Annotated in this window: 15 protein-coding genes and 1 tRNA gene; 1 reads left to right on the top strand and 15 read right to left on the bottom strand. The window is 64.2% G+C overall.

All coding sequences use genetic code 11. The features are described 5' to 3' along the window. Nucleotides 1–3: 3 nt before the first annotated feature. The 13 genes from hisG to rnr all read right to left on the bottom strand — a co-directional run bounded on the left by hisG (nucleotide 4) and on the right by rnr (nucleotide 11776). A complete protein-coding gene (gene hisG / locus GNH96_RS07355) occupies nucleotides 4–645 on the bottom strand; it encodes an ATP phosphoribosyltransferase (protein ID WP_169603084.1) in 642 nt (213 codons plus the stop codon). A 5-nt stretch (nucleotides 646–650) separates the two neighbouring features. Next, nucleotides 651–1916, bottom strand: coding sequence for a UDP-N-acetylglucosamine 1-carboxyvinyltransferase (gene murA, locus GNH96_RS07350; protein ID WP_169603083.1), 1266 nt, complete (start codon nucleotides 1914–1916; stop codon nucleotides 651–653). Then, nucleotides 1909–2271 (bottom strand): STAS domain-containing protein, encoded by a 363-nt coding sequence (locus tag GNH96_RS07345; RefSeq protein WP_169603082.1) that lies wholly within the window; start codon nucleotides 2269–2271, stop codon nucleotides 1909–1911. The genes murA and GNH96_RS07345 overlap by 8 nt, the downstream gene beginning before the upstream one ends. 2 nt (nucleotides 2272–2273) lie before the next feature. Continuing rightward, nucleotides 2274–2771, bottom strand: coding sequence for an outer membrane lipid asymmetry maintenance protein MlaD (gene mlaD / locus GNH96_RS07340; RefSeq protein ID WP_169603081.1), 498 nt, complete (start codon nucleotides 2769–2771; stop codon nucleotides 2274–2276). 3 nt (nucleotides 2772–2774) lie between these two features. Further along, a complete protein-coding gene (gene mlaE / locus GNH96_RS07335) occupies nucleotides 2775–3566 on the bottom strand; it encodes a lipid asymmetry maintenance ABC transporter permease subunit MlaE (protein ID WP_169603080.1) in 792 nt (263 codons plus the stop codon). Then, on the bottom strand, nucleotides 3566–4390 hold the full coding sequence (locus GNH96_RS07330; RefSeq protein ID WP_169603079.1) for an ABC transporter ATP-binding protein: 825 nt from the start codon (nucleotides 4388–4390) through the stop codon (nucleotides 3566–3568). The genes mlaE and GNH96_RS07330 overlap by 1 nt, the downstream gene beginning before the upstream one ends. Before the next feature lie 127 nt (nucleotides 4391–4517). Beyond that, complete coding sequence (locus GNH96_RS07325) at nucleotides 4518–5297, bottom strand: DUF2806 domain-containing protein (RefSeq protein WP_169603078.1); 780 nt, start codon at nucleotides 5295–5297, stop codon at nucleotides 4518–4520. Nucleotides 5298–5309: 12 nt separating this feature from the next. Next, the gene (serS, locus tag GNH96_RS07320; RefSeq protein WP_169603077.1) at nucleotides 5310–6584 is read right to left on the bottom strand and encodes a serine--tRNA ligase; all 1275 of its coding nucleotides are present in this window, start codon (nucleotides 6582–6584) and stop codon (nucleotides 5310–5312) included. Between the two features lie 8 nt (nucleotides 6585–6592). After that, complete coding sequence (locus GNH96_RS07315; protein WP_169603076.1) at nucleotides 6593–6919, bottom strand: DUF190 domain-containing protein; 327 nt, start codon at nucleotides 6917–6919, stop codon at nucleotides 6593–6595. Continuing rightward, nucleotides 6916–7602, bottom strand: a complete 687-nt coding sequence (gene crcB, locus GNH96_RS07310) for a fluoride efflux transporter CrcB (RefSeq protein ID WP_169603075.1) — start codon at nucleotides 7600–7602, stop codon at nucleotides 6916–6918. Before crcB ends, GNH96_RS07315 begins: the two co-directional genes overlap by 4 nt. After that, nucleotides 7599–8657, bottom strand: coding sequence for an S-methyl-5-thioribose-1-phosphate isomerase (gene mtnA / locus GNH96_RS07305; RefSeq protein ID WP_169603074.1), 1059 nt, complete (start codon nucleotides 8655–8657; stop codon nucleotides 7599–7601). The genes crcB and mtnA overlap by 4 nt, the downstream gene beginning before the upstream one ends. A 102-nt stretch (nucleotides 8658–8759) precedes the next feature. Beyond that, a complete protein-coding gene (gene rlmB / locus GNH96_RS07300) occupies nucleotides 8760–9512 on the bottom strand; it encodes a 23S rRNA (guanosine(2251)-2'-O)-methyltransferase RlmB (protein ID WP_169603073.1) in 753 nt (250 codons plus the stop codon). Beyond that, on the bottom strand, nucleotides 9509–11776 hold the full coding sequence (gene rnr / locus GNH96_RS07295) for a ribonuclease R (protein ID WP_228720065.1): 2268 nt from the start codon (nucleotides 11774–11776) through the stop codon (nucleotides 9509–9511). Before rnr ends, rlmB begins: the two co-directional genes overlap by 4 nt. Nucleotides 11777–11887: 111 nt before the next feature. Between rnr and GNH96_RS07290 the strand changes: the two genes are divergently transcribed. Further along, nucleotides 11888–11972 (top strand) — tRNA-Leu (locus GNH96_RS07290). Nucleotides 11973–12117: 145 nt separating this feature from the next. Here GNH96_RS07290 and GNH96_RS07285 read toward each other — a convergent pair. Then, complete coding sequence (locus tag GNH96_RS07285; protein ID WP_169603071.1) at nucleotides 12118–13416, bottom strand: adenylosuccinate synthase; 1299 nt, start codon at nucleotides 13414–13416, stop codon at nucleotides 12118–12120. 70 nt (nucleotides 13417–13486) lie between these two features. Then, on the bottom strand, nucleotides 13487–14707 hold the full coding sequence (locus tag GNH96_RS07280; RefSeq protein WP_169603070.1) for an ATP phosphoribosyltransferase regulatory subunit: 1221 nt from the start codon (nucleotides 14705–14707) through the stop codon (nucleotides 13487–13489). Nucleotides 14708–14807: the final 100 nt, after the last annotated feature.

Here is a 14807-nt window from a genome sequence, read left to right as displayed (position 1 = left end):
AACCTACCCCTCCCGAGCGGCCCGTTCCGAAACGATCCGCGCCAGATGGCCAATGAGTTCCGTGATGGCTCCATGTTTCATCTTCATGGCCGCCTTGTTCACCACCAGGCGGCTGCTGATGTCCATGATCAGCTCCAGCGGCTCCAGGCCGTTCGCGCGCAGCGTGTTGCCGGTGTCGACCAGATCGACGATGCAATCGGCCAGGCCGACCAGCGGCGCCAGCTCCATCGAGCCGTACAGCTTGATGACCTCGGCCTGCACACCGCGACGGGCGAAAAAGCGCTTGGCGGTGTTGAGGTACTTGGTCGCCACCCGCAGCCGGCGCGCGCCCAGGGGCACGTCCCGCCGGCCCGCCGTCATCAGCCGGCAGCGCGCGATCCCTAAATCCAGCGGCTCGTAGAGCCCCTCGCCTTCGTATTCCACCAGCACGTCCTTGCCGGCGATGCCTAGATCGGCCGCGCCATACTCGACGTAAGTGGGCACGTCCGCGGCCCGGATGATGACCAGCTGCACATCCTCCCGGTTGGTGGGAAGGATCAGCTTGCGGCTCTTGTCCGGATCCACCGACGGCACGATGCCGGCATCGGCCAGCAGAGGCAGGGCCTCTTCGTAGATGCGCCCCTTGGAAACGGCGATGGTCAGCATGGCGTCTAGTTCGGCACCCGGCGGATTTCGGCGCCGAGCTGGGCCAGCTTTTCCTCGATGCATTCGTAGCCGCGGTCGATGTGGTAGATGCGGTCGACCTTGGTCTGCCCTTCGGCCACCAAGCCCGCCAGCACCAGGCTGGCCGAAGCGCGCAGGTCGGTCGCCATGACCGGCGCCCCGGTCAGCCGGGATACGCCCTTGACGATGGCGGTGTTGGACTCCAGCTTGATATCGGCGCCCATGCGCTGCATTTCCTGGACATGCATGAAGCGGTTTTCGAACACCGTTTCGGTGATGACGCCTACACCCTCGGCAACGCAGTTCATCGCGGTGAACTGGGCCTGCATGTCGGTGGGAAACGCCGGATAGGGCGCCGTATGGAGCGATACCGCCCGCGGCCTCCGGCCCTTCATGTCCAGCTCGATCCAGTCTTCGCCCAGGGCGATTTCGGCGCCGGCTTCCTCCAGCTTGGCCAGCACCGCATCCAGCAGATCGGGACGGGTTCCCTTGAGTTTCACACGGCCGCCCGTCATCGCCGTGGCGACCAGGTAAGTCCCCGTTTCGATGCGGTCCGGCAGGATCCGGTAGCTCAGTCCCTCGCCGCTCAGCGAGTCGACGCCCTCGATCTGCAGGACGTCCGTCCCCGCCCCGCTCACTTTGCCGCCCATGGCATTGATGAAATTGGCGAGATCGACCACCTCCGGCTCCCTCGCCGCGTTCTCGATGATGGTCACGCCTTCGGCGAGCGCCGCGGCCATCATCAGGTTCTCGGTGCCGGTCACGGTCACTTGGTCCAGCACCAGCCGGCAGCCTTTCAGCCTTTTCGCCTCGGCGTAGATGTAACCGTTGCGGACGCTGATGTCGGCCCCCATGGCGGCCAGCCCTTCCAGGTGGAGATTGACCGGCCGGGTGCCGATGGCGCAGCCGCCCGGCAGCGAGACTTCGGCCCGGCCGAAACGCGCCAGCAACGGCCCCAGCACCAGGATCGAAGCGCGCATGGTACGAACCAGCTCATACGGTGCGAAAAAATTCCGGATCGTGCTCGGATCGACCTCGATGTTCAGCTTTTCGTCGACCATGAGATTCAAACCCATGCGGCCGAGCAGCTCCATGGTGGTCGTGATGTCGTGAAGATGGGGGACGTTGCCCACCGTCACCGGGCCGTCCGACAGCAAGGTCGCGGCGAGAACCGGCAGGGCCGCGTTCTTGGCGCCGGAGATTCGCAGTTCGCCGGAAAGCGGCCGTCCGCCTCCGATGAGAAGTTTATCCATGTCGTTCTGTATCCGTAGGTTGAGATGCGGTTCCGGAACAAGACGCCAGCAAGGCGCCGGTTCCGGACACGCGAACCAGATTCTCGACCTGGTCCGGCATATTTTCCAAGCGCAGGGACGCGCCGCTCTTTCGGGCCAGCCTCACCCATTCGATCAGCAGGGCGATGCCGGCGCTGTCGGCGCGCGTCACCTTGCGCAGATCGAACACCACGCTCGTTTGCGCACGAAACAGCCTGAGGGTCCGCTTAAGCGCCGCTGGCGCCGTGGCGAAAGTGAGCTCGCCGCTCACCGAATACCGCCCTGGGGCTTCCTCGTGCAAAGCGAAAACACGCTTCGGGCCGGCGGGCGGATGCATGGCTATTTCCCTTTGTCCGATTTGTCCTCGGACTTGCCTTCGCCTTCCGCCTTGTTGAACAGGAAACGGCTGATCACTTCTTCCAGGACGAGAGCGGACTGAGTCAACTCGATCTGCCCGCCTTCGCCCAGATAATCGTCGCTGCCGCCCGGCGTAAGGCCGACATACTGCTCCCCCAGCAAGCCGGCGGTCAGGATGCTTGCGCTGGTATCGCTCGGCAGGGTGTCGTACTGCCGGTCGATGCGCATTTCCACCACCGCTTCGTACGACGTCTTGTCGAATGAGATCGCCGTCACCCGTCCGATCCTGACCCCGCCCATCGATACGGCCGCGCGAGGCCGGAGGCTGCCGACGTTCTCGAACCGCGCGATGATCCTGTAGCCTTCCGCGCCGGTCTCGAACTCGCTGAGATTGCTCACTTTCATGGCGAGCAGGAACAGCGATGCCAGCCCCAGGGCGACGAATATCCCCACCCAGATTTCGATCGTTTTCGAATGCACGCCTCAATCCTTTCCAAACATCAGGGCTGTGAGCACGAAGTCACAACCCAGCACCGCGAACGCCGAATAGACCACCGACCGCGTCGTCGCACGGCTGACGCCTTCCGAGGTCGGCACGGCATCATAGCCCTCGAATACCGCGATCCAGGTGACGACCGCGCCGAAAACCAAGCTCTTGATGACGCCGTTGACGATATCCTCGTCGAAATCGATCTTGGCCTGCATCTGGGAGCGGAACGCGCCTTCGTCCACGCCAAGAAGGCCGACGCCGACGAAATAGCCGCCGAGCACGCCGATGATGCTGAACAGCGCCGCCAGCAGCGGCATCGAAACCACACCGGCGAAATAGCGCGGCGCGATGATCCGCTTGACCGGATCGACCGCCATCATTTCCATTCCCGAAAGCTGCTCGGTCGCCTTCATGAGGCCGATTTCCGCCGTCAAGGCGGAACCGGCCCGGCCGGCGAACAGCAGGGCCGTCACCACGGGCCCCAGTTCGCGCACCAGCGATGCGGCGACCATCACGCCCAGGCTTTCCTCCGCACCGAAATCCGACAGGACATAGTAACCCTGCAGACCGAGCACCATGCCGACGAACAGGCCCGAGATCATGATCAACAGGATGCTCAACACGCCGACCGAATACATCTGGGCGATGAGCAGGCGCAGGCGCGCGAGGATGCCCGGCAAGCCGGTGAGCACATGCAGGATGAACAGATGAGCCCGGCCCAGCTTGCGGACACTGACCAGAGCCGACTGGCCGAGGAGCTGGAACGACTTCGACACGATATTCATCAGCTTGCCACGAACCCCAGCAGATCGCTCGCATAATCCCTGGAAGGGTAATGGAAATGGACCGGCCCGTCCGGAAGGCCGCCCATGAACTGCCTGATCCAGGGCGAATCCGACTGCGCGACCTCCCCCGGCGTACCGTGCCCGACCACTTTGCCGTCGGAGATGAGGTACACATAATCCGCGATGGAAGCAGTCTCGTGCACGTCGTGCGACACCACGATGCTGGTCAACCCTAAGCCGTGGTTGAGGTCGTGGATCAACTGCACCAGCACCCCCATGGAAATGGGATCCTGGCCGGTGAACGGCTCGTCGTACATGATCATCATCGGATCCAGCACGATGGCCCGCGCCAGCGCGACGCGCCTCGCCATCCCGCCCGAAAGCTGCGCCGGCATCAGGTCGCGGGCGCCTCGCAAACCCACGGCTTCGAGCTTCATCAGCACCAGGGTACGGATCATCGATTCCGGTAAGCGGGTATGCTCGCGCAAGGGGAAGGCGACGTTCTCGTAAACCGAAAGGTCGGTGAGCAGCGCCCCGCTCTGGAACAGCATGCCCATGCGCTTGCGCAGGGCATACAGCTCATCCAACCCCAACCGGTGCACGTTGATCCCGTCCACCCGAACGGTACCGCTATCCGGGCGAAGCTGCCCGCCGATGAGTTTGAGCAGCGTGGTCTTCCCGGTGCCGCTGGGGCCCATGATGGCGGTGATCTTGCCGCGGGGGATGTCGAGGTCGATCTTGTCGAAGATCTTGCGACCGTTGCGGGAAAAACTCAGGCCGCGGATGGAAACGAGCGCGGGGGTGTCCGAAGGCTGGAAAGTCATGGGGCCGCTACGCGCGTCGTATCGTCGGTGCAGTACGCAAAAAAGGCGTGTATTGTCGGGACTGGGGCGGTGTCCGTCAACTCGAGCCCACCCCGCCAAGACAGAAAGCCTTGACCGATCAAGCGCATCACTGAGGCTGCGGCTCGACCTGCTCCAGTGCGACGCCCCGCTCGTCCCCGATCCGCTTGATCAGTTGGCGGGCATAACCGTTGAACGGCTTGACCCGTACGGCGGCGGCGAGCTGATGGCCGATCACGGAAAATTTACGATAGCTCACGCTGCCCGGATCTTCGCCCGCCGGCTTGGCCAATTCATACACGCGATCGAAATAAATCACGCGCAACCCGCGAGAACTCCCGCTCAAAACGCCGGTTTCCGGCGAAAGCAACCCGATCCCGATGAAATGCTGGGTCAGATCGTTGCCGCGCACATAGCTCCACATTTCCTGCCGGGTGAGGGCCTCGTCGAACAGGAAGCGCCAGCCGGATTCGAAAGCGAAAACGAAGGCGCAATACTCGGAAAAGCCGCTCAGCTCCCAGGCCTCCATCTGGCTCAAGCACACCAGCGCGCGATGCGAATAGAAGCCCGGCGCCGCCGCCTCCTTCGCCAGCACGCGCGCCCAGAACGCCTGCGCTTCGGCCTCGCCCACGTCCTGAGCCAGCCGGAAAAAAACGTCCAGCCAGTCGGCGCGGACCGGATCCTGCGACGCATACTGCGGCAGCTCCGCAGCGGCGAGCTCAAGAATGCGTTCGATGTTGCGCTGGCGCTTCGCCTCCCTATGGGCGGTACGAGCCGCCACGCGCGCGTCGAACGACGCCGCTTCAGCAGTGTCCCCAGGCAGCAGACACGCCCCCTCGCCCAGCACCGAAGCCGTGGCCCCGGCCAGTGTGTTCCACCATTCGCTCATGGCCTCGCTCGCTTATTCGATGACGGTGACGCCGCCCATGTAAGGTGCCAGGACCTCGGGCACCCGGATCCGCCCCTGCTCGTCCTGATAGTTTTCCATGACCGCGACCAGGGTCCGTCCCACCGCCAACCCCGAGCCGTTGAGCGTATGCACCAGCTCCGGCTTGCCGGTTTCGGGATTGCGCCAGCGCGCTTGCAGCCGGCGGGCCTGGAAGTCGCGGAAATTGCTGCACGAGGAAATTTCCCGGTAGGCCTGCTGGCCCGGCAGCCAGACTTCCAGGTCGTAGGTCTTGGCCGAGGAGAAGCCGGTGTCGCCGGCGCACAGCACGATCCGGCGGTACGGCAAGCCGAGTTTCTGCAGGATGGTCTCGGCATGCCCGGTCAGCGCCTCATGGGCCGCCGCCGAATCCGCCGGGCGGGTGATCTGGACCAGCTCGATCTTCTCGAACTGATGCTGGCGGATCAGCCCCCGCACGTCGCGGCCGTAGGAGCCGGCTTCGGCGCGGAAACAGGGGGTATGGCAGACGAACTTCAACGGCAGGCGCTCGGCCTCGATGATCTCGTCGCGGACCAGGTTGGTCACCGGGACTTCGGCGGTGGGGATGAGATAGAACGCCGGATCGTGTTCGATCTTGAACAGGTCTTCCTCGAATTTCGGCAATTGCCCGGTGCCGCGCAAGCTGTCGGCATTGACCATGAACGGCACATAGGTTTCGACATAGCCGTGCTGGCCGGTGTGGATGTCGAGCATGAACTGCGCGAGGGCGCGCTGCAGCCGGGCCAGCGGCCCCGTCAGGACCACGAAGCGCGAACCGGTCAGCTTGACCGCGGCCTCGAAGTCCGCATAGCCCAGCCCCACGCCCAAATCGACGTGATCCTTGGGCTCGAAGCCGAATCGCGGCGGTTCGCCCCAGCGCAGTAGCTCAACATTGTCGTCCTCGCTGCGGCCCTCGGGCACGTCGGCATCCAGGATATTCGGCACGCCCAACAGCAGGTCCTCCATGAGGGACTGGATCGATGCCAGTTCCGCTTCCTTCTCCTGCAGCTGATCGCCCAGGCCCTGTACCGCCGCCAGCAGGGGTTCGATGTCCTCGCCGCGGGCCTTGGCCTGGCCGATGGATTTGGAGCGGGTATTGCGCTCGTTCTGCAGGTTCTGCGTTTCCACCTGTACCGATTTGCGGCGCTCTTCGAGCGCGCGAAACGCTTCGACGTCCAGAATAAACCCGCGGCGCGCGAGCTGCTGCGCGGTCTGCTCCAGCTGACTGCGGACTAAGCGTGGATCCAACATCGTGTTGCCTATGCTCCTTCGTTGCGATGCGCGGTTGCCCGTGCCGTGGCCGGCCAGGTCACCACATGATGTAAATCGTATCGTTCGATGATGTCGGCGAGGGCCGACTCGACCCGCTCCGGTGCGTCGAAAAACTCGACGACCAATGGCAGATCCAGCGACAAGTCCACCAGACTGGCGGTATGCAGCCTGCCATCCGAACCGACTCCCGCCATGCCCTGGAATACCGTGAGGCCCGCGACTTCATGCGTGGCGAGCAAATGCTTCACCAGGTCGCGCATGATGTGCTCACCTTCCCGGAGATAGATCCGGGCGAAAATCACTGTCCGCTTCATCCTGCCCCCCTTGCCAATGCCAGCCCCAGACTCAGAAATACCACCGCGGCGAACGCCGACAGGGTAAAGGCGCCCCACAGCTCGACCGGGCCGCGCAACTCGGAACCCGTCAACACCAGTGCCGCCAGGGTTCCCACGACGATGAGGCCGGTCAAGGCCACCAGGACCAGTGACTCGATCTGAGGGCCGAATCCGGCCCGCGCAAATGCGTGAGCCGCAGCGAAGCCCGCTAGAAATGCCACCGCGCAGGCCGCCCCGAACACCCGCGGACCCGGTCCGCCCGCCATCGTTGCGATCTCGCCGATGGCCAGGCGGCGTGCCAGCACCGTGCCCACCCAGACGGCCGCAAGGCACAGAATGACGCTCAACAGCACGTTGAGCGCAGCCTTGAGCAGACTTCCCTCCTCGAACAGAACCAGCGTTTCCACCGAGAACGTCGAAAACGTCGTGTAAGCACCGAGAAAGCCGACCAGCACGCCGGCACGGTATTCCGCCGCCAGGGCAAAACGCTGGATCATCAATACCGTCAGGAATCCCATGAGAAACGAACCGCTGACATTGATGAACAGCGTCCCATGCGGAAAATCCCTTCCCAGCCAGCCGTACAGGCCATTGGAGACCCAGAAGCGCGCCAGCGCTCCGGCGGCTCCGCCCAAGGCAATCGCGGCCAGCGAAAGATTCATCGCGGCTTCCCGCGCAGAGCCGCCATGGCATCGGGCGAGGGATTCGCCACGGTCCCGGCCTCCGTGACGATGACGTCGATCAACTCGGCCGGCGTCACGTCGAACACGGGATTCCAGGCCCCGATCACGCTGTCGCTCCCGAGCAAAGCCGGATGCAGCAATTCGCGCGGATCCCGCTCCTCCACCACGATGTCCCGGCCAGTGGCCGTCGCCCAGTCCACCGTCGACGTCGGCGCCGCCACCATCAGCTTGACCCCGTGATGCCTGGCCAGCACCGCCAGCGAATAGGTGCCGATCTTGTTCGCCACGTCGCCGTTGGCGGCGATGCGGTCGGCGCCGACCACGACCCACGGCACGGCGCCGGATTTCATCAGCCAGGCTGCGGCGGAATCGGCCAGCAGGGTCGCCGGAATCCGGTCCTCGTTCAGCTCCCAGACCGTGAGCCGGGCCCCCTGCGACCAGGGCCGGGTTTCGGTGGCATAGACCCGTTCAAGGGTGCCCCGCCGCCAGGCGCTGCGGATCACGCCCAGCGCAGTGCCGTATCCCCCCGTCGCCAGCGCACCGGTGTTGCAATGCGTCAGCACTCCTTTGCATCCGCCCAGGATATCGGCGCCGAGTTCGCCCATCGCCAGGTTGGCGGCGAAATCGTCTTCGTGAATCTTGCGGGCAACCGCCAGAAGCGGCGGTACGGGATCGCCTTCGATACCAGCAATCGCCTCCCGCATCCGATCCAGCGCCCAGAACAGGTTCACGGCGGTGGGGCGAGACTCGGCAAGCCGCCGGATGTCGTCCTCGATGGCCCGTTTCCAGCCTGAAGGATCACGGGCGAAGCAGCCCCTGGCGCCGAGCACGACGCCGTATGCCGCGGCAATGCCGATCGCCGGCGCGCCGCGGACCCGCATGCTGGCGATCGCTTCCGCCACACCCGCCGCGGTGTCGAAAGTTTGGTAAACCAGCTCGCCCGGCAACAGGCGCTGATCCAGCACGTCCAGGCCGCGGTCCGACCATTTGAGGGCCTGGACGTTGGAAACTGCGGAAAATGAATGGTCTGACACGGGAATGAAAGCCCTGGAGCGGTTCATCGGCTGCCGCAATCGGCACGAAGTGCGGATTTTACGGGCTGAGAGCGGGATTGGCCATGGACGCCGTCGGCCGATTCAGGGCGCCGCCCGCCCCCGCTGGCGGAGGGCTTCGTACAGGACTATGCCGGTCGCCACCGACAGATTGAGACTCTCCACCCCACCCAACATCGGTATCCGCAACAAAAAGTCGCAGCGTTCCCGGGTCAGGCGCCTTAACCCCACCCCCTCGGCGCCCATCACGATCACCAGCGGCAGGTTCAGATCCAGCTCGTACAGCGTCTTTTCCGCTTCGCCTGCCGCCCCGGCCACCCAGTAGCCGCGCTCCTTGAATCGATCCAGGGTGCGGGCAAGATTCGTGACCCGGTACACCGGAACCGTCTCGGCGGCGCCGGAGGACACCTTGGCCACGGTCGGCGTCAACCCGACCGACTGGTCCTTGGTCACCACCAGTCCTTTGACGCCCGCAGCATCGCAAGTCCGCAGGCAAGCCCCGAGATTGTGCGGGTCCTGCACATGATCGAGCACCAGATAGAGCGGATGGCCATCGACGGCATCCAGCGCGTCCAGCAATTCAGCCTCGCCCCGCTCGCTCGGCAGATCCAGCTCCAACAGGACGCCCTGGTGCTTGCGCGGATCGGCCAGACGGTCGAGCCGTTTCCGGTCCGCGCGTACGATCTCCACCCCCAGTTCGTCCAGGCGCGAAGCGAGGGCCTTGAGGCGGCTGTGCATGCGGTGGTCGTCCAGCCAGGCCTTGAGCACCTTGTCCGGCGAGTGCTCCAGCGCCGCCTCGGCGGCATGGATGCCCCAGACGCGCCGGCTTTCCGTCATTTCTTGCTCCGCCTCCGGCTGCGCTTCTTGCGCTTCGGCCCAGCCTCCGGCGTCTCTGCGGTCTTCTTGACCAATTCGAGATCGATCTTGCGTTCGTCGAGATCGACCCGTGCGACCTTCACCCGCACGGTATCGCCCAGCCGGTAGCGCACGCCGCTGCGCTCGCCCGTCAGGCGGTGGCCGATGGGATCGTAGTGGAAGAAATCCTTGTCGAGGTTGGAGATGTGCACCAGCCCCTCGACGAAGATGTCCCGCAGTTCCGCGAAGAAGCCGAACGAAGTGACGGCCGAGATGACGGCGTCGAATTCTTCGCCCAGCTTGTCCAGCATGAATTCGCACTTGAGCCAGCTCACGACGTCGCGGGTGGCCTCGTCGGCGCGGCGCTCGCAAGTCGAGCAGTGTTCGCCCGCAAGCACCAGATCGTTGTGCGAATAGGCGAATTCGCTGGGCTTGGCTGCGCTCAGGGCATGCTTGATGGCGCGGTGGACCAGCAGGTCCGGATAGCGCCGGATCGGCGATGTGAAATGGGTATAGGCATCCGAAGCGAGACCGAAATGCCCTTTCTTGTCCGGGCTGTAGACAGCTTGGGCCAGCGACCGCAGCAGCACGGTCTGTACCAGATGTTCGTCGGGCCGGCCGTGGATGGCCTCGATGAGTTCTGCGTAATGTCGGGGCTCCGGCTCGTCGCCGCCGCCCAGGCTGAGGCCGACCTCACCCAGGAAGGTACGCAGATCGGTGAGGCGTTCCGCCGTCGGCCCTTCGTGGATACGCAGCAGGTGCGGCACCTTGGTCTTTGCCAGGAAGCGGGCCGTCGCCATGTTGGCGGCGATCATGCACTCCTCGATGAGCCGATGGGCGTCGTTCCGGACGACCGGCACGATGGTCTCGATCTTGCGTCCGGCGCCGAACACGATCCTGGATTCCTGGGTCTCGAAATCGATGGCTCCGCGCTCGTCCCTCGCCCGCCGCAGACTCCGGTAGACCGAATAAAGGTTTTCCAGATGCGGTACCAAGGCCTTGTAACGACGCCTGAGATCCTTGTCGCCGTCGACCAGCATGCGCGCGACCTGGGTATAAGTCAGGCGCGCATGGGACCGCATCACGGCTTCATAGAACTTCGTGCGGCCGATATTTCCGTCCTCATCCAGGATCATCTCGCAGACCATGCACAAGCGGTCTTCCTCCGGATTGAGGGAGCACAGCCCGTTGGACAGCACCTCGGGCAGCATCGGAATCACCCGCTCGGGGAAATACACCGACGTGCCGCGGATGTGGGCTTCGTGGTCCAGGGCCGTACCCGGTCTGACGTAGTGCGAGACGTCGGCGATCGCGACATACAGCTTCCAGCCCTTGGGCGTGCGGCGGCAATAGACGGCGTCGTCGAAATCTCGCGCATCCTCGCCGTCGATGGTCACCAGCGGCAGGTCGCGGAGATCGATCCGGCCGGCCTTGGCCTCTTCCGGCACCACCGTCGTCAGCCCGGCGACCGCTGCTTCGACCTCGTCCGACCACCGGTTCGGCAGGTCGTAATTGCGTATGGCAACTTCGATTTCCATGCCGGGAGCCATGTGGTCGCCGAGAATCTCCACGATCCGCCCGATGGGTTCGCGCCGGGCGGTCGGCTGTTCGATGATCTCGACCACGACGATCTGGCCATGCACGGCTCCCGCCAGGGCACTCTCCGGTACCAGGATATCGATGGGAATGCGTTTGTTGTCCGGAACGACATACGAGATGTCGTTCTCGATGTACAAACGGCCGACGGTGCTGCGGGTATTGCGTTCCAGAATCTGGACCACGGCCGCCTCGCGCCGCCCCCGGCGATCGATGCCGCGCACGCTGACCACCGCGCGGTCGTTGTGGATCAGGGCGCGCATGTCCTTCGGCGAGATGAACAGGTCGGCACTGCCATCGTCGGGATGGAGAAAGCCGAAGCCGTCGGGATGACCAATGACCCGGCCAGCGATCAGGTCCTTGGCATTGACCACGCAGAAGCGGTCGCGGCGGTTGCGCAGCACCTGTCCATCCCGCTCCATGGCATTGAGCCGGCGCCGCAGCGATTCGCGGTCGTCCGCGTCGTCCACGCCGAGCGCAGCGGCGACCTCGTCGAGATTCGCAGGAGCACCGATGTCCTGAAGCACCTTGAGAATCAGCTCCCTGCTGGGGATCGGGCGTTCATACTTCTTTGCCTCCCTTTCCGCATACGGGTCCTTGAGGCGAAACTCCCGCTCCCTGTTGACGGTATCGGCCGAAGACGTATTCAAATCGCTATCCTGATCCTTAATGCTCAATGTGTTCTCTCGAGTGCTGTTGACAGTAATAATTGAGCTGGCTATCATACCAGCTCTCGCAAGGCTTTCGAGCCTCATCATCTTGCCGAGGTGGTGAAATTGGTAGACACGCATGTTTCAGGTACATGTGAGGCGACTCGTGGAGGTTCAAGTCCTCTCCTCGGCACCAAACGCTCCCCTTACGCTCGATTCGAGCGGACCGCCCCAACCTGCATGAATCTGCGGCCCTAGGCGTCGCCCGCCCGGGCAACGGCGCGTCGCACTGTATCCGCACGCGGGCTTCCTCGCCGGAGGAAACCCGTGGCCCTGACCTCTTATCCTGCGGCGAAGGGATTCTGCATGACGATTGTGTCCTGCCGGTCGGGGCCGGTTGAGATGATGTCGACATTGACACCAACGGCCTCTTCCAGCCGCTTGATGTAAGCACGCGCATTGGGTGGCAGATCGTCCAGGGCACGGATACCGGCCGTGGACTCCTGCCAGCCGGGCATTTCTTCGATGATCGGTTCGCAACGGGCATAGTTGTCCGCACCGATCGGCACGGTATCGATCTCCTGGCCGTCGTAATGGTAGCCGGTACAGATACCGATCTTCGACAGACCGTCGAGCACGTCCAGCTTGGTCAAGCAGATGCCGCTCAATCCGTTCAGCCTGGCCGAACGGCGCATGAGCACGGCGTCGAACCAGCCGCAGCGGCGACGGCGGCCGGTCGTCGCACCGAATTCGGCGCCTCTGTGGCTCAGGATCTCGCCGGTGGCGTCGAGCAACTCCGTCGGAAACGGACCATTGCCCACGCGGGTGGCATAGGCCTTGGTGATCCCCAGGACATAGTCGAAATTCAGCAGGCCGACGCCGGTGCCGCAGGAGGCGCCGCCCGCCGTGGTGTTGGACGAAGTGACGTAGGGATAGGTGCCATGATCGATATCCAGCATCGCCCCTTGCGCCCCCTCGAACAGCACGTTTTCGCCCGCCGCCTGGTAGCGGTGCAGGATGCCGGCCACGTCGCCCAGCATGGGGCATATCTTGCCGCCCAAGTCCAGCAGATTGTCCAGGGTCTGCTGGAAATCCACGCCCTGCGCCCCGTAATACCGGGTCAGCATGAAATTGTGATAGTCGAGCAGTTCGCGCAGACGTTCGGGCAAGCCCGCCGGATCGCGGAGATCGCCGGCCCGCAGCCCCCGGCGCGCCACCTTGTCTTCGTAGGCGGGCCCGATGCCGCGCCCGGTCGTGCCGATGGCCTTGCCGCCACGCGCCGCCTCCCGGGCGTTGTCCAGGGCGACATGCACCGGCAGGATCAAGGCGCAGGCCTCGCTGATGATCAGCCGGTCACGGATCGACAACCCGACGCTCTCCAGCACCCCGATCTCATGCATCAGCGCTTCCGGCGAGAGAACGACGCCGTTTCCGATGAGGCAGGTGACACTGTCCCGGAGAATGCCCGAGGGGATGAGATGGAGCACGGTCTTGCGACCGTCGATGACCAGCGTGTGGCCCGCATTGTGCCCCCCCTGGAAACGGACGACGGCATTGGCGTGTTCGGTCAGGAGGTCGACCAGCTTGCCCTTACCCTCGTCCCCCCACTGGGTTCCGATGACGACTATGTTTTTTGCCATTGAATGAATATTCCGTTGCTGTATCGTTTAGGCTGTGCCAACTCTGGAACGGCAGGGCCGGAAACTGGCGTCATGCGTCGTTCGACGAAATAGGATGAACGCGCCAGCGACCACCGTCGCACCGCAGTTCGTTGCGGAAGCCGTGCGTCGCGGCATCGCCTGGCTGTCCGGGCAACGCTTCCACGACCGTCTGTCCCGCATCGCGCAGTTCGCGAATGGCCGCGGCCAGCCCGGGCTCACCGGCGGCCGGGGCGAATATGGCATTTCCATTGCCGGAAAATGACTCGCCGAGCGCAGACAATCTGAGAATGACCTTGAGATCGGCACTGAATCCGGTCGCCGGACGCGCCCGTCCGAACACCTTGCCGATGTCGTCATACCGTCCACCGCGCGCGATCTCCCGCCCGTAGCCGGGCACGAACGCGGCAAAAACCACGCCGGTCTGATAGCGGTAGCCCCGCAATTCGGCCAAGTCGAAATTGATGGGAAGCTCGGGACTATGACAGCCGAGCCGCTCTGCCAGCGATGCCAGCTCTTCCAGGGCGAGATGCACCGCCGCGTCGGCTTCGGCCAGGCATCGTCGGGCCCGCTCTAGGACGCCGTGCCGGCCGTTGAGATCGACCAGTTCCGTGAACATGCACGCCAGTGACGGCGCCATCCCCATGCCGGCAATGGCCGCCGTGAGTTCGGGGCGGGCTTTCTGCTGCAACAGGGAGAACAGTTCGCCTTCCTGCGTCTCAGTCAGCCCGGCCTGACGGGCCAGACCGCGGAATATGCCCACATGCCCCAGATCCAGGTGGACCCGCTCGACGCCTGCCGTTGCCAGAACTTCGAGCATCAGACGGATGACCTCGAGGTCGCTCGCCACGCCGCCGTGGCCGTAAAGCTCCGCGCCGAACTGGATGGGGCTGCGAGACTTCTCCAGGCGATCGGCCTGGGTGTGGAGCACGGAGCCCAAATAACAAAACCGCCCCGGCATATCGCCGGCATGGGTGCGGGCATCGATGCGGGCGACCTGTGGCGTCATGTCGGCGCGGATGCCGAGGAGGCGTCCACTGGCCTGGTCGATCAGCTTGAAGGTCTGGATGTCCAAGTCATGGCCGGCACCGGTCAACAGGGAATCGATGAATTCGATCAAGGGCGGCATCACCAGCCGGTAGCCCCAGGCGGCGAAGCGGTCGAGCACCCGTCGCCGCAACAGCTCCAGCCGCTCGGCTTCCTCGGGCAGAAGTTCTTCGATGCCTTCCGGCAGCAGCCAGCGGTCATCGGCTGGATAGGAAAAAGGGAACATAAGGATTCAATCGGGTCGAGCCGCAAGTAGCCAGCGCCCCGGACCACCGTTGGGCGAAAGACGTCGATGTCGAATTATAGCGGAGGAATGAGCCGGTGTG

It is taken from the genome of Methylococcus geothermalis (assembly GCF_012769535.1).
Taxonomy (GTDB): domain Bacteria; phylum Pseudomonadota; class Gammaproteobacteria; order Methylococcales; family Methylococcaceae; genus Methylococcus; species Methylococcus geothermalis.
This window is presented reverse-complemented; position numbering and strand designations above follow the sequence as displayed.